Annotated in this window: 14 protein-coding genes; 7 read left to right on the plus strand and 7 right to left on the minus strand. The window is 65.2% G+C overall.

Annotated elements, in window-relative coordinates:
- Nucleotides 1-11 precede the first annotated feature (11 nt).
- Nucleotides 12-1,340 carry a hypothetical protein gene (locus ACZ1JV_RS13075; protein WP_465151882.1) on the minus strand — a complete coding sequence of 443 codons (1,329 nt, stop codon included), beginning with the start codon at nt 1,338-1,340 and terminating at the stop codon, nt 12-14.
- Between the two features lie 201 nt (nt 1,341-1,541).
- Here ACZ1JV_RS13075 and queF point away from each other — a divergent pair, with 201 nt between their 5' ends.
- On the plus strand, nt 1,542-2,003 hold the full coding sequence (gene queF / locus ACZ1JV_RS13080; RefSeq protein WP_465137549.1) for a preQ(1) synthase: 462 nt from the start codon (nt 1,542-1,544) through the stop codon (nt 2,001-2,003).
- Between the two features lie 316 nt (nt 2,004-2,319).
- Here queF and ACZ1JV_RS13085 read toward each other — a convergent pair whose 3' ends face one another.
- Nucleotides 2,320-2,574, minus strand: a complete 255-nt coding sequence (locus ACZ1JV_RS13085; RefSeq protein WP_465137550.1) for a hypothetical protein — start codon at nt 2,572-2,574, stop codon at nt 2,320-2,322.
- A 119-nt stretch (nt 2,575-2,693) separates the two neighbouring features.
- Between ACZ1JV_RS13085 and ACZ1JV_RS13090 the strand changes: the two genes are divergently transcribed.
- Complete coding sequence (locus ACZ1JV_RS13090; RefSeq protein WP_465137551.1) at nt 2,694-4,259, plus strand: GNAT family N-acetyltransferase; 1,566 nt, start codon at nt 2,694-2,696, stop codon at nt 4,257-4,259.
- Between the two features lie 213 nt (nt 4,260-4,472).
- Here the strand turns inward: ACZ1JV_RS13090 and ACZ1JV_RS13095 are convergent, their stop codons facing one another.
- The 4 genes from ACZ1JV_RS13095 to ACZ1JV_RS13110 form a co-directional block, all read right to left on the minus strand.
- Nucleotides 4,473-5,840: an HD-GYP domain-containing protein gene (locus ACZ1JV_RS13095; protein ID WP_465151883.1), complete on the minus strand. Its 1,368-nt coding sequence runs from the start codon at nt 5,838-5,840 to the stop codon at nt 4,473-4,475.
- Between the two features lie 90 nt (nt 5,841-5,930).
- Nucleotides 5,931-7,559: a DUF389 domain-containing protein gene (locus ACZ1JV_RS13100; RefSeq protein ID WP_465151884.1), complete on the minus strand. Its 1,629-nt coding sequence runs from the start codon at nt 7,557-7,559 to the stop codon at nt 5,931-5,933.
- Nucleotides 7,560-7,737: 178 nt separating this feature from the next.
- Entirely contained in the window at nt 7,738-8,049 is a 312-nt protein-coding gene (locus ACZ1JV_RS13105; protein ID WP_465151885.1) for a hypothetical protein, read from the minus strand.
- Between the two features lie 144 nt (nt 8,050-8,193).
- Nucleotides 8,194-9,843 carry an alpha-amylase family glycosyl hydrolase gene (locus tag ACZ1JV_RS13110; RefSeq protein WP_465151886.1) on the minus strand — a complete coding sequence of 550 codons (1,650 nt, stop codon included), beginning with the start codon at nt 9,841-9,843 and terminating at the stop codon, nt 8,194-8,196.
- Between the two features lie 300 nt (nt 9,844-10,143).
- On the opposite strand from ACZ1JV_RS13110, the gene ACZ1JV_RS13115 reads away from it, so the two are divergent.
- From ACZ1JV_RS13115 to glgX, 5 genes are read left to right on the plus strand one after another with little or no spacing between them, the layout of a single operon-like run.
- Nucleotides 10,144-12,525 carry a glycogen/starch/alpha-glucan phosphorylase gene (locus ACZ1JV_RS13115; RefSeq protein ID WP_465152563.1) on the plus strand — a complete coding sequence of 794 codons (2,382 nt, stop codon included), beginning with the start codon at nt 10,144-10,146 and terminating at the stop codon, nt 12,523-12,525.
- Between the two features lie 14 nt (nt 12,526-12,539).
- A complete protein-coding gene (gene glgB / locus ACZ1JV_RS13120; protein ID WP_465152564.1) occupies nt 12,540-14,714 on the plus strand; it encodes a 1,4-alpha-glucan branching protein GlgB in 2,175 nt (724 codons plus the stop codon).
- A gap of 50 nt (nt 14,715-14,764) precedes the next feature.
- Nucleotides 14,765-16,024 carry a glucose-1-phosphate adenylyltransferase gene (gene glgC, locus ACZ1JV_RS13125; protein WP_465137556.1) on the plus strand — a complete coding sequence of 420 codons (1,260 nt, stop codon included), beginning with the start codon at nt 14,765-14,767 and terminating at the stop codon, nt 16,022-16,024.
- A gap of 22 nt (nt 16,025-16,046) precedes the next feature.
- Nucleotides 16,047-17,504, plus strand: a complete 1,458-nt coding sequence (glgA, locus tag ACZ1JV_RS13130; protein WP_465151887.1) for a glycogen synthase GlgA — start codon at nt 16,047-16,049, stop codon at nt 17,502-17,504.
- Nucleotides 17,501-19,318 carry a glycogen debranching protein GlgX gene (glgX, locus tag ACZ1JV_RS13135; protein ID WP_465151888.1) on the plus strand — a complete coding sequence of 606 codons (1,818 nt, stop codon included), beginning with the start codon at nt 17,501-17,503 and terminating at the stop codon, nt 19,316-19,318. The genes glgA and glgX overlap by 4 nt, the downstream gene beginning before the upstream one ends.
- A gap of 183 nt (nt 19,319-19,501) precedes the next feature.
- Here glgX and ACZ1JV_RS13140 read toward each other — a convergent pair whose 3' ends face one another.
- The gene (locus ACZ1JV_RS13140) at nt 19,502-20,605 is read right to left on the minus strand and encodes a sugar transferase (RefSeq protein WP_465151889.1); all 1,104 of its coding nucleotides are present in this window, start codon (nt 20,603-20,605) and stop codon (nt 19,502-19,504) included.
- Nucleotides 20,606-20,706: the final 101 nt, after the last annotated feature.

Genomic DNA, 20,706 nt, shown 5'->3' on the forward strand with positions numbered 1-20,706 from the left:
GAGAGGCAGTGTTACTCCGCAGCCTGCGGAACGTGCGGGCCGCTGTAGGAGCGGGCTCCGTCGATCTCGCGCGCCTGGATCGGTGCATGATCGCGCGGGCCGGTGTCGATGCGGACCGGGGCGAGCCCGGCACCGTCGCCCGGCAGGCCGAGCGAGAACACGCGCCGCTCGATCGAGCCGTCCGGCAGCGCCAGGAACAGGCGCAGCAGCGGCACGAACAGCATGGCATTGCCCTGCCGCACCGGGCGGATGGCGTTGAGCGGAAGCTGGATTTCGCCCTTCACTTCGCGGGTTTCGCCCGGCGCCATCGTTTCGAAGCGGTGACGCGGCGGCACCGAGGTCGGATCCGGTGCAAGCTGTTCGGCCTGCGAGAGCGAGGCGTGGGCGGAGATCATGTCGGCCGCGATCACCGCGCCATCGGGCAGGCCTTCCACCGGCGCGGTCAGCGTCATGCGGTAAACCAGCGTGGCATAGACGAGCGACTGGCGCATCAGCATGGGTTCGAAGACGACTTCCGCGCGCTCGACTGCGATCGGGGCAGGGCGCGGGCTGGCGATCGGTGACACCAGCGGTTTCGGCGCGGGTGGGCTGGGGGGCGGGGTGACAGGCGTGCGGGCGACTGCAGGAGTTGCGGAAGGCGTCGGCACGGCGGTAACGACCGGGCGCGGGGGCGCGACGGGCTGTACCGCTTCGGGCACGTCGTCCTCGTCCTCGGGCTCCGGTTCCAGACCGGCTTCTTCCCATGCCGTGGCGGGCGCGGCGCGGCGGCGGAGTAGGGCGAACACGCCCAGTGCGGCCAGCAGCAGTGCAACCGGAATCGCCAGCCACCATTCGGGCCAATGGCTGGCCGTGGTTGCGGGGGCGGCCGGCGCGACAGGCGCCGCGCTCGATGCCTCAGGCGCGGGTACAACGGCGGTGGGAGCCTGCGAGGCCGCAGGCTGCGGAACCGGGCTGGCGGCAGCGGGTGAAGAGGCGGCCGGTGTCGGCGTAGCCGCCGCGCGCGGCGCAGCTTGTGCGGGCGTCGCCGTGGGGCGGGCCGCAGGGGCGGTAGCCTCGGGCGCCTTTTCGGCCGGGGCCTTGACCACTGGGGCCTTCACCGTGGGAGGCGGGGCGGCGGGCAGCGTAACTTGCGGGCTGGGCGCATCGTCTGGCGCATTGCTTGGGTGTGAGACGACAGGATTCTGCGCGTCCACCGGGCCGGAGGGGCGCTGCGCCTGCGTGCTGTCGGCGCCCGGCGGGAGGCTCCAGGTCTCCTGTGCCATCGCCGGCACTGCCGCGCCCGTGCCGATAAGGGCGCCCGCCAGCGCCGTGGTTGCAAAAAGAATTCGTGTTCTGGTCATATCGCCCCGCATCATCCCTCAGCGCGGAAAGCGGGCACGCGCTGAACCTTGTCTTAATATAGGTCGTCACCGCGACGAATTGAAAGCGATCATAGCCGAAACACCGCTGCCCTTGAACCCGTGGAAAGCGGGAAGGGCCCGGAAAGCTTGAAGGAAGGGGAAAGCTTGAAGGAAGGGGGCAGGCCACTTATCAAGGCGGGCATGACCGATACTTCCCATTCCCCCCTGCATCTGGGGCAGAACGTGCCGCTGCCGACTTCGCCCGAAGCGGCCGTGCTGGATTACGTTCCCAATCCGCGCCAGGGCAGCCTCTATCTGGTGCGCTTCGCCGCGCCTGAATTCACCTCGCTCTGCCCGGTGACCGGCCAGCCCGATTTCGCGCATCTGGTGATCGACTATGCGCCGGAAGCGACCATCGTCGAATCGAAGAGCCTGAAGCTGTTTCTCGGCTCGTTCCGCAACCACAACGGTTTTCACGAGGACGTCACCGTCGGCATCGGCCAGCGCCTGTTCGACGAGATGAAGCCCCGTTGGCTGCGCATCGGCGGCTATTGGTACCCGCGCGGCGGCATTCCCATCGACGTGTTCTGGCAGTCCGGCGCGGCGCCGGAAGGCCTGTGGGTGCCCGATCAGGGCGTACCCGGCTACCGCGGCCGCGGTTGAGGCCAAAGAAACCCTCCCCTGCAAGGGGAGGTGGCAGCACGAAGTGCTGACGGAGGGGTATCTCGCTGTCGGCGAGGCGCTCTATCGAGGGGCTGACACCCCTCCACCACCCTTCCTTCGACAAGCTCAGGATGAGCGGGGGTGGTCCCCCTCCCCTTGCAGGGGAGGATTTGGCCCTGAAAATGAAACAGGAGCGCCGGGTCCGTCCCGGCGCTCCCGTATCCCCGAACTTTCCCTCCAGACGACCTTTTCGGCCGTTTCCCCGGAAGTCCGCGTCGGGTGACGTTTGCCTTGGATCCTCTCTCCCAAGTTCCAGTCAGCGTATTGCCGCGATTTTCGTGAGATTGACCGGGCGATTGCCCATCGCCGCCAGCTGGCGCGTGGTCAGGCACTGGGCCTGCACCGTGGGCGCATCGGCACCGAGCGCAGCCTGCGATCCCAGCGCATCTTCAAGCCGCGCGGCGCATGCCTCGCGGCTCTGATAAGTCTGCACGGGGGTGGAAAGGCGCTGGCATGCAGTGCCGTCGTCGCTGCAGCCGAACAGGGCAAGGGCGATGAGGGTGACGCTCAAGTCTCTCTCCTTTCGCCCCATACAACGGGCGAACTGCCGGAAATATCCCGCCAAGTGGCGAAAAAAGAGTCCGTTTCGGGGCTGGAACCTCCCGCCGTCCCAAGCGTAAAGCAACGCTTATGGACAAGATCAAAGCCAAGCTCATCATCCGTCCCGCCACCGTCGCCGATGCGCCCGCGATCGCCCGGCTTTCCACCAAGGTCTATGGCAAGGCAGACGGCTTTACCCGCGCCGAGATCCGGGGGCAGGTGATCAACTTCCCCGAAGGCCAGTTCGTGGCGGAATACGAAGGCAAAGTGGTGGGCCACTGCGCGACGATGATCGTCACCGCCGATCAGGCCTTTCGCCCGCATACCTGGGAAGAGATCAGCAACGGCGGTTACGGCCGCCCGCCGGCCGACGATGGCGACGTGCTCTATGGCTTCGAGGTCTGCGTCGATCCCGACTATCGCCGCCTGCGCATCGGCCAGCGCCTCTATCGCAAGCGCAAGGAAGTCTGCCAGTATTTCGAGCTGAAGGGCATTGCCTTCGCCGGTCGCATGCCCGGCTATTCGCGGCGCAAGCGGCAGTATCCGAACCCGGCGGACTATCTGGAGGCGGTGAAGAACAAGAAGGTTCGCGATACCGTCATTCAGTTCCAGATGAACGAGGGGTACGAGCCGCGCGGAATCCTGCCGGACTATATCCCGAACGACAAGGAAAGCGGCGGCAACGCCGTGATCATGTACTGGACCAATCCGCTGGCCCCGCGCGATACGGGGAAGGCCATTCCCGGCTTCAAGGAGCGCGTGCCCTCCAGCGTGCGCGTCGCCACCGTGCAGTTCATGATGCGCAAGATCGAGACCATCGACCAGTTCGAGGAACAGGTGGAATACTGGATCGACGTCGCCTCGGATTACGAGAGCGACTTCGTGGTGTTCCCCGAACTGTTCACGCTGGAACTGCTCTCGATCGAGGAAACCAAGCTGGAACCGGCACAAGCGATCGAGAAGATTGCCGACTATACCGAGCGCTTCGTCGAATTCATGCAGCGCATGGCGGTCAGCTACAACATCAACGTGATCGGCGGCTCGCATCCCACGCGCGTGAAGCTGGGCGGCGGCAAGAGCGAGATCCGCAACATCGCCTATACCTTCCTGCGCGACGGCGCGGTTCATGAGACGCAGAAGCTGCACCCCACCCCGTCCGAACGGAAGTGGTGGAACATCAAGGGCGGCTACGGCGCCAACGTGATCCCCACCGACTGCGGGCCGATCGGGGTGATGATCTGTTACGACAGCGAGTTTCCGGAACTTTCCCGCCACCTCGTCAATCAGGGCGCGCTGATGCTGTTCGTGCCGTTCTGCACCGACGAGCGGCGCGGCTTCCTGCGCGTGCGCTATTGCTGCCAGGCCCGCGCGGTGGAGAACCAGTGCTACGTCGTCACTTCCGGCGTGGTTGGGAACCTGCCGAACGTGGAGAACATGGACGTGCACTACGCCGAAAGCGCGATCCTGACGCCTTCGGACTTCCCCTTCGCGCGTGACGGCGTGGCGGCGGATACCGCACCCAATACCGAGACGATCGCGATTGCCGACCTCAGCCTGGATGCGCTGTTGACCGCGCGCCAGTCCGGCGCGGTGCAGAACCTGAAGGACCGCCGCTTCGACCTCTACCGCGTAGAGTGGACCCAGCAGGCGGGGTGAGGCGGGCGGGGTAAGCAGGCAAGGTGAGGCGGGCGCACCGAAGCTGGTAGTACCCACCGCAAATTCTCCCGTCATCCCCGCGAAGGCGGGGATCCCGCTTGTTCTTGCGGCCTGCCACGAAAGAAGCGGGGCCCCCGCCTTCGCGGCGGCGACGGAGTGCTTCGGGCGTCTGAGTTCGGGCAGGGAGAGCGGAGAGCACAGCCCGCCGCCGCCCTATACCATCCGCGAAATCTGCGCGGCGATCCGTTCGCGCAGGCTGCTGGCAGGCGGCAGGGCATAGCTTTCCAGCCGCGCCACGCCGAGAATCGCATCCTCCCCGAAGCAGTGCGCCAGGGGGATCGTGTGGCCGCCGATGTGGCGCTCGGTCTCGGTGGAATAGAAGGCATGCACGGTCGGCAATTCGGGCTCTTCCGGATCCTGATCGACCACCATGGCGATCCGGCCGGAGCGCAGCAGCACGAAGGAGCCGATCGGATAGACGCCCATGGCCTCGACGAAGCGGCCGACGATCTCCGCATCGTAGCGGTCCGGCTGATCGATCAGCTGGGTGAGCACGCTGGAGGGGTCTTGCACATGCCCGGTCAACGCGCCGCAGCAGGCCAGATCGTAGAAGTCGCAAATCGCCGCCATGCGGGAGAACAGGTCGATGTCCTGTCCTTTCAGCCCCAGCGGCCGACCGGAACCGTCCAGCGCTTCGTGATGGCGGGACACGGCGCGCAGCACCTCTTCGGGCATGTCGCCCGCCGCTTCCAGCAGATCGCGGCCGATGAAGGTGTGGCGGTCCCACAGTTTGGGATCGAGCCGCCCGACGCCGCCGGCTTCCTCTGCGATCTCCACGTCCAGATGGCTGACGCCGACGTCCAGCAGCAGCCCGGCCATGCCCGCAACCCGCGATTCCGCCGGCGGAAGGCGCATCTGCCGGGCAAGCGAGACCATCAGAGCGCTGGTCGCCAGCATGTGGCGATAGACCGGCTCGCTGTCCGACTTGCAGCGCATCAGGCCCGAAAAAGCGTAAGGGTTGCGCTCGATGGAGGCGTGGATATCGTCCACCACCGGGGCCACTTCCACCACCCGCGGGGCCTTGCCCAGTCGCGCTTCCAGAAAGACCTTGGACACCGCCTTGCGCGCCTTGCCCGCCACCAGCCGGGCATTGCCGAATTCGCGGCTGATCGGGATCGGGCCGGAGCGTAGCGAAGCGCCATTGGCGATGATCGGCCTGCGGAAAGGGGGCGGGTGGGGTAGGGTGTGCTGTTGGATCGGATGGTGTTGGGCCGATCGTTGCGTTGCTGTTCGCAACTGGGTGACAGGAGGTGCAACTTGCGCCGCATCGGCCCCGCCGTTCGGCAGGTCGCCGCCGCGTTCGGTATCGATCACCACCGCTTCCAGATCGCTGTTGCGCACGGCGACCAGCCGCTCCCGATCCTCGATCAGGAACTGCGCGCGCCAGAAGGGATGGCGCAGCCAGTTGCCATGAAAGGACTGGATGAACATCCCCATTTCCACCTGCGATGGAGATATGCGCTTGAGAACCATGCCGAACCCGCGATCTGGAGAAGCCCCCTCTCGCGATAACGTGAACATGGCTGTGCTGGCGTTCGCGGGGGGATCCGTATGTTACCGTATTATAGAGGGTAGCGGCCGGTAACCGGAGGACAGCGCAGGTTAAATCCGTCAGGGCTGTTGGGCGGAGGGGCTGGCCGGATAGACCTGCACGGTGACGAGCGGCACGGTCGCCTCGCTCGTCGGGGTGGGGCTGGTGGAGGGTTCGGGCGCCGGAGCAGGCGGCTGGTATTGCGCCGAAATTCCGGCGTCGGTGAACTGGCGGGCCACTGCCGCCAGCGCCTGCGGGTCTTCGCCCGAGAGCGTGACTCTCGCCATGCCCCAGCGTTGCAGCGCCCACAGCGCAAGGTCCGGCGCAATCGCATCGGCGGGCCGGCCGGTGCCGTCCGTGCCGGTCCAGACCGCCAGCACCGGTTGCGCGGGCGGCACCAGTCGCACGGTCCAGCCCTGCGTCGATCCGCTCACGCGTGCCTCGGTGGCGCGATAGTCGGCCAGCGACCATCCGGGCAGGGTCACGGGCTCCAGATAGACCTGCCGCTGCGCCCGATCGGCCCACAGGCTGCGCGTCGGCAGGCCGATGGCGGTGCGGATCGCGTTGTAGGGCGGCACATCGGCGGCGATGCCGGCAGCGGTGCGCTCCATCGCCGCATCGACCATGGCGCGCGTCTGCGCCTGCACATCGGCGGCGAGCACTTGTTGAAGGGTGACGCCCACATGCTCGCCCAAAGCCTGCTGCAGCCGGGTTTCGGCATTGGCCTGGGCATTGGCGGCATAACTGGGCGTTACCACCACGGCCTTCACCGAAGGCTCCCCGAACAGGGCCGATTGCACATCGAGCTGGGCGATGGTCGAGCCGTCGCCGGCAGCCGCCAGAACCGCCGATCGCGCGGCAAGGCGCACGCGGCCTTCCTGCGAAAGCCGCGTCAGCGTCATCGACAGCGGCGTGGCCAGCACCAGGAAGGCCACGACCAATGCCACCACGTAGCGCGGGGTCCACTCCACTTTCCCCAGCGGCCGCGCCGCGCGGGACAGCCGTGTGACCAGCGCGACGCTGAACGTGATGGCGGCAAGGTTGGTGAAGAACAGCAGCAGCGCGCCCAGCGCGAACATCGGCTGCAACACGGCGATGCCATAGCCGACGACGGTCAGCGGCGGCATCAATGCGGTGGCGATGGCCACGCCGATGGCGGTTCCGCCCTTACCGGTGACGGTGGCATAGCCGCCCGCAACCCCGGAAAACAGCGCGACGGCAAGGTCCAGCAGGGTCGGCTCGGTGCGCGCCAGGATTTCGGGCGTGGCATTGCGGATCGGGGAAAGCAGCGTCAGCAACAGTCCGGTGATGATGCCGATGGCCGCGCCCACCGCCACCACGCGCGCCGCTTCACGAATGCGCTGGCCGTCCAGAGAGGCGAAGCCGATGCCCAGCGCAGCGATCGGGCTCATCAGCGGAGAGACCAGCATCGCCCCGATCACCACAGCGGTGGACGATTGCAGCAGGCCCAGAATGGCGATCCCCGCCGCCAGCGTGCACATCAGCATATAGCCGTTGGTCAGCTCGCCCTCCTTGCGCACGGTCTGGCGCAAGTCGAAGGCCTGATCGGGCGTCAGTTCGGGCAGCAGCACGGCATGAACGAAGCGCGTGCGTAGGCGGTGGAGCCGCGCGCGCAGCCACGGCGGCGCGGTGCGGCGGACGGCGGCGGCGTTGTCCGGCTCTGCGGATGGAGGCGTGTCGCCGGTCATGCGGGCGATACTCCGGCCGGCGAAAGGGCCGGGGCGAACGGGGGGAACGTGCGCATGGCTGTCAGCCTAGCGCGGCGGCGGGGACATTCAAGCGTGATGGATCAACGGGTTTGTTGGGATTTGGGCGCCGAGGATGAATGTCTGGAATGTTAGGGGGGCGGACGTTATGGTCGCATCGCTAACCGCCAACTCGCGTGAACTGGCTTGCAAATCTTGTGTTGTAAGCGTGGAATTCACCCTCGGGCGTAATGACTAATTCGGTGATGTTGGAGCGTTGAAAGCTGTCTTCATGCGCCTCGTCGTCCACCTTGAGGCTAACGGCAATCGCACCATCGACGATATCAATCACCTTGTGATCGTAATTCACTACTTGCCCGCCGAACATGACCTCGCTTCCAGTTATGAATAGTTCGGAGGTGGACTCGTCCACATCTACCCAGTGCCCCTGCATCTCAGGCGGAAGGGGTACACTACGGGCCTGCTTCTCCACGGCGAACACTCCCTCAGTCTCGGCTGATTACTTCCTAAGCGCGTTTCCTGATGGCAGCAATGTCGGCGGATGTGGACAGTCTGCTTGCCTGTTCGGGAATCCGATCGAATTGCACCGTTTGCGTCGAAGTTGTGCGATCGCCGCCTAAACCCCCAGCCACAGCGCCCCATAGGCTGGCAGCCGCTCATGATCGGCGTCGTTTACGGATAGGATCACCATACCCTCGGCAGATTCATCAAGGTCGATAGGCTCGGGCGAGAGGTTGAACAGGCAGCGTACGCGAGCGGTGCCGGCGTCGCGCTCGAAGGTGAGCAGCGCGCCCTCCGCCTTGCAATCGATCAGGCTGCCGTGGTGCAGGGCCGGGATCGCCTTGCGCAGCGAGAGGACGTGGCGGGTGAAGTGCAGCAGCGAAGTGCTGTCCGCCTCCTGCGCGCCCGCCGCGCGCGAGAGGTTTTCGTCCGACATTGGCAGCCATGGTGTGCCGGTGGTGAAACCGCCCAGCGGCACGGCGTCCCACGGGAAGGGCGTGCGCACGCCGTCGCGAGAGAGGGTGAGCGGCCAGTTGGCGATGGCTTCCGGGTCCTGAAGCTGTTCGTAGGGAATATCGTCCTGCACCAGCCCCAGTTCCTCGCCCTGATAGACGATCACGTTGCCGCGCAGTGCCGTGAGCAGGGCCATCTTCACGCGGGCGAAGGCGGCACGGTCTTCGGGGGCGGACCAGCGGGAGACGGCGCGGGGGGCGTCGTGATTCTCGAAGGCCCAGCTCGGCCAGCCGCCGGTCTCTCCGGGTTGGAGTTCCCAGCGTTGCAGCACTTCTGCCACGAAATCCGCGGTCAGGGCCGGGGCATAGAGGAAGTCGAAGCCATAGGCGCTGTTCAGCCGGTGGTCGCCCGCCGTATAGGCGCGGCGGTCGGCCTGCGGGTGGTCGCCGCCGATCTCGGCCACGGTGTGGATGCCGGGAAAGGCATCGCAGACCGCGCGCAGTTTTTCGACCACGGCGACCATGCCGGGGTGGGACTGGCTGTACTTCTTGATCTGATAGTCGAACGGTCGGCTGCGCGTGCGGCCGTCTTCCGGCGCGGGCGGATTGTCGCGCAGTTCGGGATCGTGCATCGCGTGGTTCAGCGCGTCTAGCCGGAAGCCGTCTACCCCGCGTTCCAGCCAGAAACGGGCGACGCCCATGATCGCGTCCTGCACTTCCAGATTGTGCATATTGAGTTGCGGCTGCTCCTTCAGGAACGTGTGCATGTAGTATTGCCGCCGCCGCGCGTCCCATGTCCAGGCCGGGCCGCCGAACACCGATTGCCAGTTGTTGGGCGGGGTGCCGTCTTCATTGGGATCGTGCCAGACGTACCAGTCGGCCTTCGGATTATCGCGATTCTGGCGGCTCTCCGCAAACCATGCGTGCAGGTCTGAGGTATGGGCGTAGACCTGATCGATCAGCACTTTCAGGCCCAGTTCGTGCGCGCGGGCGACCAGCGCGTCGAAGTCCGCCATCGTGCCGAACACCGGATCGATCCCGCAGTAATCGGCCACGTCATAGCCGAAATCGCGCATCGGGGATGTGAAGAAGGGCGATATCCAGATCGCATCGACGCCCAGCGCTGCCACATAGTCCAGCCGGCGGGTGATCCCGGCCAGATCGCCCACGCCGTCTCCATCGCTGTCCTGAAAGCTGCGGGGATAGATCTGATAGATCGCCGCGCCCTGCCACCACGGGCGGGCAGGCGAGTCCGGCGATGTTTCGGCAGGCTCGCCCAGAGGGGTATCCGCAGGGGTATGGTCCAGGGTCATGCGCACCTTTCGCGAAGGCTGGCGGAGCGTGCCGCTATAGCATCGGCGGGACGGGCTGGCGAATTTTTTGCGGCAGCGCACAATGGCTCTTGCCGCTCTGCAACGCTGTGCTAGCCATGGGGAAGGAAGTCGGGAAGGGATGGGGATGCCCCGCGCAGGCAGGCATCCTGACAATGGCGTAAACCGCTGGCGCTGGGCGATTTTCTGGATCCAGCGGTCGGCCCGTTCAGGAGTGTGCCCGTGGCTACCGATCCTGTGTCAGACACTTCTCCGCTGGCGTCCGTGCAAACCCCGTCCGAAATGGATCAGCACATCGTTCGCGTGCTGCGTAACCGCGTCGGCAAGGATGAGCGCGCGGCCAAGCAGTACGACTGGTACACCGCCTCGATCTACGCACTGCGCGACAAGATCATCGACAGCTGGTTCGAATCCACGCGCCGCACGTACGATACGGGCGGCAAGCGGGTCTATTACCTCTCGATGGAGTTCCTGATCGGTCGCCTGCTGCGCGACGCGCTTTCGAACATGGGCATGACGCGCGAGTTCGAGAAGGCGCTGGCCGCGCACGGGCTGGACCTTGCCGCGCTGGAAGAGCTTGAGCCCGACGCGGCGCTGGGCAATGGCGGGCTCGGCCGTCTGGCGGCGTGCTTCATGGAGAGCCTCGCCACGCTGGACATCCCGGCCTACGGCTATGGCATCCGCTACAAGAACGGCATGTTCCGCCAGCGCGTCGACGATGGCTGGCAGGTCGAACTGCCCGAGACATGGTTGGCCCACGGCAACCCGTGGGAGTTCGAGCGGGTGGAAAGCACCTATCGCATCGGCTTCGGCGGCGAAGTGGTGGCAGAAGGTGAAGGCGTGTTCTGGCACCCGGCCGAGCAGGTCGAGGCGACCGCCATCGACACCCCGATCGTCGGCTGGCGCGGCAAGCGCGTGAACACGCTGCGGCTGTGGACGGCCAGCCCGCTCGATCCGATCAAGCTGGATGCCTTCAACGCGGGCGACCACTTCGGCGCGCTGGCGGAGCAAGTGCGGGCGGATAGCCTCGTGCGCGTGCTCTACCCCGCCGATTCCAGCCCGGCCGGTCAGGAACTGCGGCTGCGGCAGGAGTATTTCTTCACCGCCGCCTCGATCCAAGACATCGTGCGCCGCCACGTCCAGTACGAAGGCGATATCCGCACTTTGCCCGAGAAGGTGGCGATCCAGCTGAACGACACGCATCCTTCGGTCGCGGTGGCCGAACTGATGCGTCTGCTGGTCGATACGCTGGGGCTGGAGTTCAACGAAGCCTGGGACATCTGCCGCCAGACGGTGTCCTACACCAATCACACCCTGCTGCCCGAAGCGCTGGAATCCTGGCCGCTGCCGCTGTTCGAGCGGATGCTGCCGCGCCACATGCAGATCATCTACGCGATCAACAGCCGCGTGCTGCGCGAAGCGCGCAAAGCGGGCTGCGACGATGCGCAGATCGCGGCGATCTCGCTGATCGATGAGGGCGGCGAGCGCCGCGTGCGCATGGCGAACCTCGCCTTCGTGGGGTCGCATTCGGTGAACGGCGTGGCCGCGCTGCACACGGAACTGATGAAGGAGACGGTCTTCGCCGATCTCCACCGCCTCTATCCGACGCGGATCAACAACAAGACCAACGGCGTCACGCCGCGCCGCTGGCTGCAGCAGTGCAATCCGGGCCTGACCCGCGTGATCCGCGACGCCATCGGCGATGGCTTTCTGGACGACGCGGAAAAGCTCTCGGATCTCAACGCCCATGCCGACGACAAGCAACTGGGCGAGCGCGTGGCCGAAGTGAAGCGCGCCAACAAGGTGGCGCTGGCGGACTACATCAAGAAGACGATGGGCGTGCGGCTCGATCCCGATGCGCTGTTCGACGTGCAGATCAAGCGCATCCACGAATACAAGCGCCAGTTGCTCAACCTGATCGAGACGGTGGCGCTCTACGACCAGATCCGCAGCCATCCGGAGCGGAACTGGGTGCCGCGCGTGAAGATCTTCGCGGGCAAGGCCGCGCCCAGCTATCACAACGCCAAGCTCATCATCAAACTGGCCAACGACATCGCCCGGCGCGTCAATGCCGATCCTTCGGTGGGCGGGCTGCTGAAGGTCGTCTTCGTGCCCAACTACAACGTCAGTCTAGGTGAGCGGATCTTCCCGGCGGCGGACTTGTCCGAACAGATCTCCACGGCGGGCATGGAGGCATCCGGCACCGGCAACATGAAGTTCGCGATGAATGGCGCGCTCACCATCGGCACGCTCGATGGCGCCAATGTCGAGATCCGCGATCATGTGGGCAGCGACAATATCGTGATCTTCGGCCTGACGGCGGAGGAAGTCGCCCACAAGCGCGCCAATGGCTACAATCCCCGCGAAGTGATCGAATGCTCGCGCGAATTGAGCCAGGCGCTGACGGCAATTTCCTCCGGCGTATTCTCGCCCGACGATCCGAACCGTTACAAGGATCTGATCGGCGGCATCTATGACCATGACTGGTTCATGTGCGCGGCCGACTTCGACGGTTATGCCGCTGCGCAGCGTTCGGTTGATGCGTGGTGGGAAGATACTTCGCGCTGGCGTGCGGCGACGATACGCAATATTGCGAATGTCGGGTGGTTTTCGTCCGACCGGACGATCGCCGAATATGCGAGAGAGATCTGGAAGGTTCTGTGACGCCAAGGGACAGTCTGAAACCACCGGAAAGTGCGATAGAGGCTCTCCTACAAGGCGTTCATGCCGACCCGTTCTCGCTTCTGGGCGTGCTGCCCGGGCCAGACGGCACGTTCGTGCGCGCCATCCTGCCCGGCGCTGAGGAGGTAGAGGCGTTCAGCCTGGACGGGCGGCGGCTGGGCGTGCTGGGCAAAGTGGACGATCGCGGCCTGTTCGAGGGGCGGCTGATCGCCAAGCCGCAGCCGATCCGCTACCGCTGTTCGGACGGCCATCATCAATGGCTGGTGACCGACCCCTACACCTTCGGGCCGGTGCTGGGGCCGCTCGACGATCTGCTGATCGCGCAGGGCACGCATTTTCGCCTGTTCGACAAGCTGGGCGCCCACATCATCACGCATGAGGGCGCGGGCGGCGTCCACTTCGCAGTCTGGGCACCGAATGCCCGGTTGGTCAGCGTCGTCGGCGATTTCAACGATTGGGATCCGCGCCGCCATGTCATGCGCGATCGAAAGGACATCGGCGTGTGGGAGATCTTCATCCCCGACATCGCCGACTACCGCGCCTACAAGTACCACATCATCGGCGCGGACGGCGCGGAGCAGCCGCTGAAGGCCGATCCTTTCGCCTTCATGTCGGAAATCCGCCCGGCCACCGCCTCGATGACCGCGCACCCGGCCAAGCTGGACTGGGGGGATGATGCGCACCGCGCGCACTGGGCTTCCATCGATCCGCGCAAGGTGCCGGTCTCGATCTACGAGGTTCACGCAGGATCGTGGCAGCGCGACCGCTGGAACTGGTTCCTCAATTGGGATGATCTGGCCGACCGGCTGATCCCCTATGTGGTGGAGATGGGCTTCACCCATATCGAGTTCCTGCCGATTAGCGAGCATCCCTACGATCCGTCATGGGGATACCAGACCACCGGGCTCTATGCGCCCAGCGCCCGCTTCGGCGAACCGGCAGGCTTCGCGCGCTTCGTCGATGGCGCGCATCGGGCCGGGATCGGCGTCATTCTCGATTGGGTGCCGGCGCACTTCCCCACCGACCAGCATGGCCTCGTCCGCTTCGACGGCACGGCGCTTTACGAACATGCCGATCCGCGCATGGGATTCCAGCCGGACTGGAACACGCTGATCTATAACTTCGGCCGGCGTGAGGTGGTGAGCTTCCTGGTCAACAACGCGCTGTTCTGGGCGGACCGTTATCACTTGGACGGGCTGCGCGTGGATGCCGTCGCCTCGATGCTATACCGCGACTATTCGCGCAAGGAGGGCGAGTGGGTCCCCAATGCGCAGGGCGGGCGAGAGAACTGGGAGGCGGTGGACTTCCTGCGCGCCGTCAACCGCGCGATCTATGGCCAGCATCCCGGCGTCATCACCATTGCCGAGGAATCGACGGCATGGCCCGGCGTCACCCAGCCGGCTTACGAAGTGGACGACGGGAAGCGCGCAAGTTCGCTAGGCTTCGGCTTCAAGTGGAACATGGGCTTCATGCACGATACGCTGCGCTACATGGGCCGCGATCCGGTGCATCGCCGCTATCACCACAACGACATCACCTTCGGGCTGACGTATGCGTTCAGCGAGAACTATGTGCTGCCGCTCAGCCATGACGAAGTGGTTCACGGCAAGGGCTCGCTGCTGGGCAAGATGAGCGGCGACGATTGGCAGCAGTTCGCCAACTTGCGTGCCTATTACGGGATGATGTGGGGCTATCCCGGCAAGAAGCTGCTGTTCATGGGCCAGGAATTCGCCCAGCGCCGCGAATGGAGCGAGGAACGCGCGCTCGATTGGGAACTGCGCGAGGCTCCGGCGCACGAAGGCGTGCGTAATCTGGTGAAGGACCTGAACGCGCTCTACCGCGCCCGGCCTGCGCTCCACGCCGGCGATTGCGATGGCAATGGGTTCGAATGGCTGGTGGTGGACGATGCGGAGAACTCGGTCTTCGCGTGGCTGCGGAAAGCGCCTGATGCGAAGCCCATCGCGGTGATCTCCAACATGACCCCGGCGCTGCTGACCGGCTATCGCCTGCCGCTGCCGCTGGCGGGCACATGGAACGAAGTGTTGAACACCGATGCGCTGGCCTATGGCGGCAGCGGCAAGGGCAACCTTGGACAGGTCATGGCGGTTGATGGTCATGCCACGGTTACGCTGCCGCCATTGGCCACGATCATGCTGGAATTCGAAGACTGACCGCGCGGGCTCCTGTTCGGGCCCGCGATCTGCAAGGGAGAGAGATTTAGATGCGTACCTCCGGATCGCCGCTTGCACGCGACGCTATGGCCTATGTGCTCGCGGGGGGGAGGGGCAGCCGCCTTGCCGAACTGACCGACAATCGGGCCAAGCCGGCGGTCTATTTCGGGGGCATGAGCCGCATCATCGATTTCGCGCTGTCCAACGCGATCAATTCGGGCATCCGCCGCATCGGCGTGGCCACGCAGTACAAGGCGCATAGCCTGATCCGCCACATGAACCGTGCGTGGAACTTCATGCGGCCGGAACGCAACGAAAGCTTCGACATCCTGCCCGCCAGCCAGCGCATTTCCGAAATGCTGTGGTACGAAGGCACGGCGGACGCGGTGTTCCAGAACATCGACATCATCGCCTCCTACAGCCCGAAATACATGGTGATCCTGGCGGGCGACCACATCTACAAGATGGATTACGAGTTGATGCTGCAGCAGCACGTCAATTCCGGCGCGGATGTGACGGTGGGCTGTCTCGTCGTCCCCAAGAAGGAGGCGACCGCGTTCGGCGTGATGCATGTCGACAAGGACGACGTGATCACCTCGTTCCTGGAAAAGCCGAAGGATCCGCCGACGATCCCCGGCGATCCGGACAATTGCCTGGCCTCCATGGGCATCTACGTCTTCGATACGGAGTTCCTGTTCGAACAACTCCGCCGCGATGCCGCCGAACCCGATTCCAAGCGCGATTTCGGGGGCGACATCATCCCCTACATCGTCAAGCACGGGAAGGCGCAGGCCCACCGCTTCACCAACTCCTGCATCCGCGCGGCGGAAGAGATCGAGGAATACTGGCGCGACGTCGGCACTGTGGACGCCTATTTCGACGCCAATCTCGACCTCACCGACACCGTGCCCAAGCTCAACATGTACGATCGCGACTGGCCGATCTGGACCGACACCGTCGTCGCCGCGCCCGCCAAGTTCGTGCACGACGAGGAAGGCCGGCGGGGCGAGGCGATCTCGTCGCTGATCAGTCAGGACTGCATCGTCTCCGGATCGCTGGCGCGGCGCTCGCTGCTGTTCACGGGGGTGAAGATGGGTAGTTACTCCTCCGTCAACGAAGCGGTGATCCTGCCTTACTGCAACATCGGCCGCCACGCGCGGCTGAGCCGTGTCATCATCGATTCCGGCGTGCGCATTCCCGAAGGGCTGGTGGTGGGAGAAGACCCCGTTCTGGACGGGCAGCGTTTTCGCCGCACCGACAATGGCGTATGCTTGATCACCAAGCGCATGATCGAGCGTTTGGAACTGTGATCGGCCGAAAAAGGGTAAGCAATTGAAGGTTCTGTCGGTCGCATCCGAAGCGGTTCCCCTGATCAAGACTGGCGGTTTGGCTGACGTTGCCGGGGCTCTCCCCGCCGCGCTCGCACCCAATGGGGTGGAAGTGACCACGCTGCTGCCGGGCTATCCCTCGGTGCTGAAGGCGATCGGCCGGGCCAAGGCGGTGCACGCGTGGGAATCGCTGTTGGGCGTGCCGGCGCGGCTGCTCTCGGCAAAGATCGACGGTTATCCGCTGCTGGTGCTCGATGCGCCGGCACTCTTCACCCGCGACGGCGCGCCCTACACCGACGGAGCCGGTCGCGACTGGGGCGACAATTGGCGGCGCTTCTCCGCCTTCGGCCGGGCCGCTGCCGATATCGCGGGCGGGGTGGTCGCCAGCCGGGGCAAGCCGGTTCGCTATGACGTGCTCCATGCGCATGACTGGCAGGCGGCCATGGCCTGCGCCTATCTGCGTTTCGCTCCGTTGGGCGGCGAAAGCGGTCGGGTGCCCTCGGTGGTCACGGTGCACAACATGGCGTTTCAGGGCTGGTTTGGCGCCGAGATATTCCCCAGCGTCGGCCTGCCGACAGCGGCGTGGACGATGGACGGCGTGGAATACCACGGCGGCCTTGGCATGTTGAAGGCGGGGCTGGCCTGCGCCGATGCCGTCACCACCGTCAGCCCCACATATGCGCGCGAAATCCGCTCCTCGAACTTCGGCATGGGGCTGGAAGGGCTGGTGATCGCGCGGGGAAATGCCGTCAGCGGCATTCTCAACGGCATCGACACCGAACTGTGGAACCCCGCGACGGACCCCGCACTCGCCGCGCGTTACTCCGCCCGCACGCTGGACAAGCGCAAGGCCAACAAGCGCGCGCTGGAGGCGGAGTTCGGGCTGGACGAGGACGACGGACCGCTGTTCATCGCCGTCAGCCGCCTCACCTGGCAGAAGGGCATGGACGTGCTGCCCGAAGTGCTGGACCATCTTGCCGGTATCGGCGGCAGGCTGGCGCTGCTCGGTGCCGGAGACCGCGCCATCGAACGCCAATTGCGCGAAGGCGCCGCCCGCCATCCGGGGCGGATCGGCCTGCGCTTCGGCTATGACGAGGATCTGTCGCACCGGATGCAGGGCGGCGGCGATGCGATCCTGATCCCCTCCCGCTTCGAACCCTGCGGGCTGACGCAGCTATACGGCCTTGCCTATGGTTGCATCCCCGTGGTGGCGCGGACTGGCGGGCTGGCCGATACGGTGATCGACGCCAACCCGGCCGCGCTGGCGGCGGGCGTGGCCACCGGCGTGCAGTTCGACGGAGTGCATTACGACGCGATGGCCGCCGCACTCACTCGCACGCTGGAGCTATGGCAGGATCAGGCCACGTGGAGCACGCTGCAACGCAATGCCATGAAGGCCGACTTTTCATGGACGGCCAGCGGCGCGGCTTACGCACGGCTCTACCACAAGATTGCAGGATGAGCGCTTTGGGCGTCGCGATCGGGCCGGACGGAACGCGCTTCACGGTGCGTTCGCCGCTGGCCGACATGGTCTGGCTTTGCTGCTTCGACGACAGCGGTGAAACGCGCCATCCCATGGCCCGCAACGGGCCCGATTGGACCGTGGTGCTGCCGGGCGACCTGACCGGGCTGCATTATGGCTACCGCGCTGCCGGCGAATGGGATCCGGCGCGCGGGCTGTGGTTCGATCCGGCCAAGCTGCTGGTAGACCCCTACGCCGTCGAACTCGACCGCCGCTTCGTGCAGGATCCCCGACTGGCCCGGTTCGGGGAGGATACCGCCGACATCGTGCCCCGCGCCGTGGCGCCCGCGCTGCAGGAGCCGGTGCTGCCGGGACCCGCGCATTTCGCGCCCGGCGGCCTGGTCTACGAAATCAACGTCCGCGCCTTCACGAAACTGCACCCCGATGTGCCCGATGAGATGCGCGGCACCGTCGCCGCGCTCGCCCACCCGGCGGTCCTCGCGCACCTGAAGAAGCTGCATGTCTCCGCCGTCGAACTGATGCCCATCGTGGCCTGGATCGATGAGCGGCACCTGCCGCCGCTCGGCCTCGTCAATGCCTGGGGCTACAACCCGGTGGCGATGATGGCGCTCGACCCCGGCCTGTGCCCTGGCGGCGTGGCGGAATTGCGCGCGACGGTGGCGGCGCTCCATGCCGAAGGGATCGGCGTGCTGCTCGATCTGGTGTTCAACCATACGGGCGAAAGCGACGTGCAGGGCGGCGTGGTTTCGTTGCGCGGGTTGGACAATGCCGCCTACGCTCACGCGCCCGACGGCACGCTGATCAACGACACCGGCTGCGGCAATACGCTCGATTTCGCCAATCTGGCGGTGCGCGATCTGGCGCTGGATGCGATGCGGCACTTCGTGACGGCGTGCGGAGTAGACGGCTTCCGCTTCGATCTGGCACCGGTGCTGGCGCGCGGCCCCGGCTTCGATCCGGCCGCCCCGATCTTTGCGGAGATCGCGGCCGACCCGGTGCTCTCCACCCGCGTCATGATTGCCGAGCCGTGGGACGTCGGCCCCGGCGGCTATCAACTGGGCAACTTTCCGGTGAACTGGCTGGAATGGAACGACCGCTTCCGCGACGACGTGCGCCGGTTCTGGCGCGGGGATGAGGGCATCGGCAGGTTGGCAACCCGGCTGGCCGGATCGTCCGACGTGTTCGGCCCGGTGCAGCCCGGCGCCGCGTGCCGCTCGGTCAACTTCCTTGCCGCGCACGACGGTTTCACTCTGGCGGATACGGTGTCCTACGAAAACCGCCACAACTGGGCCAATGGCGAGAACAATCGGGACGGCCATGGCGAAAACTTCAGCTGGAACCACGGCGTGGAGGGCGCGACGGACGACCCCCAAATCCTCGCCGCCCGTAAGGCCGATCTGAAGGCCATGCTGGGCACGCTCTTCGCCTCCACCGGCACGATCATGCTGACCGCGGGCGACGAGTTCGGCCGCACCCAGCACGGCAACAACAACGCCTATTGTCAGGACAATGCGATCGGCTGGGTGGACTGGGACCACCGCGATCGCGAGTTGGAAGCCCATGTGGCGATGCTTGCCGAACTGCGTTCAAAGAACCTGATCCGATTCCAGCGTTTCGACGATCTTAGCACGTGGTGCGCCCGCGATGGTCAGAGCATGACCGTGGCCGCCTGGGAACGTCCGGGCGAGGACTGGCTGGGCTGGTCCGATTCAGATCCTGCGGCGCCGTTGGAGGTGCAGATCGATCGCGAGTGTCGGCAAGTCATCGTAACGGTACGACCGCCAACCGCCTGAACGTCAGCAGGGCTTGCGAGCATCCACGGCTGCCGTGCGCTTTCGGCGTGGTTGCTCGCCTTCTCGCGCCAATGTGGCCAGTCGCAACTTGCGGGCAAGGTGGACGGCGGTGCGCAAGGCGCGGGAGTGCGTTCCGTCATCTTCAAACATTGTCATCGTGGCTTACGCTCTTCGAAAATCCGTTCAATAACAGCCGCGTGAACCCAGCACGGCGGGAACGGTACGGAGGCAGATCGCCAGATCGTAGTAAAGCGACTTGCGTTGAGCATACCTTGCGTCAAGGCGAACGCGCGCCTCGTAAGACACTTCGTTGCGGCCGCTGACCTGCCACAGGCCCGTCAATCCGGGGCGCACGGAGCAATAGGCATCGAAGCGCCGCCCATAGCGATCGATCTCCGCCGCCACGATCGGGCGCGGGCCGACAATGCTCATATGGCCCAACAGCACGTTGAACAGTTGCGGCAGCTCGTCGAGGCTGCTCTTGCGCAGGAACCGACCGACGGCCGTGATACGCGGGTCGCGCCGCAGCTTCTGGTCACGTGCCCATTCGTCACGCGCATCCTGTGATTCCGCCAGTAGCCTTTCCAGTACTTCCTGTGCGTTGCAGACCATGCTGCGGAACTTGAAACAGGGAAAAAGGCGGCCGCCGTGGCCGACGCGTTGCTGCACGAACAGCACCGGACCCCGGCTGGACAGCCGCACCAGAAGCGCGACGAGCAGAATCATCGGCAGAAGCGCCAACAGTGCCAGCGCCGAGCCCATGATGTCGAAACTACGGCAAATCGGGGAGGGGCGCTCATGAGATGGTGTTTCGTCGAAAGCCGGGGCCTGCGACAGCTGGATCAACGCGCGTTCGGCCGCGGAGGGTGCCAGCGGCGGTGCCGGGATATGCCCTCTGGGCGCGTCGGTGACGTCCGGCGGGTGGCCAAAGCGGGCTGATCGCGCGCGGTCCGGCGGCGCGACGAGCGGGGTTCCGGTAGCGACCGTGTCGGTTGGAGCCCTGCGTGGTGGCGCGGGGGCTGGCCGGCTTGAATGTGTATCGATCCACACCGCTTCGTCCGGTGCGGATTCCTTCGGCAGCAAAGGAATTGCACAGCGGGTGCCGCGTGTTTCGGAAAGGGGCAAGTCTGTTCGGGAAGATATGGCGTCCATCGATCCATCCAACTGAAGAAGAAACAGTTTTGGGAAGCGACCGACTTGTTTTGATGGTGTCATCGTAAATGAAGTTGTATGGTCGTCAATACTTCCATGTTGCGACGCATCATGGATAAATGATCCATATTGCATGTAAAATGTGTCTTGATCATTTACTTTTTTCGTCGATGCGGCTTGATTCCTGCTTTTTTAGAAAATTCGTTTTTTCCATTTCGGAGCGTTCGAAATGGAAC

Source organism: Novosphingobium sp. BL-S-19, from assembly GCF_055521675.1.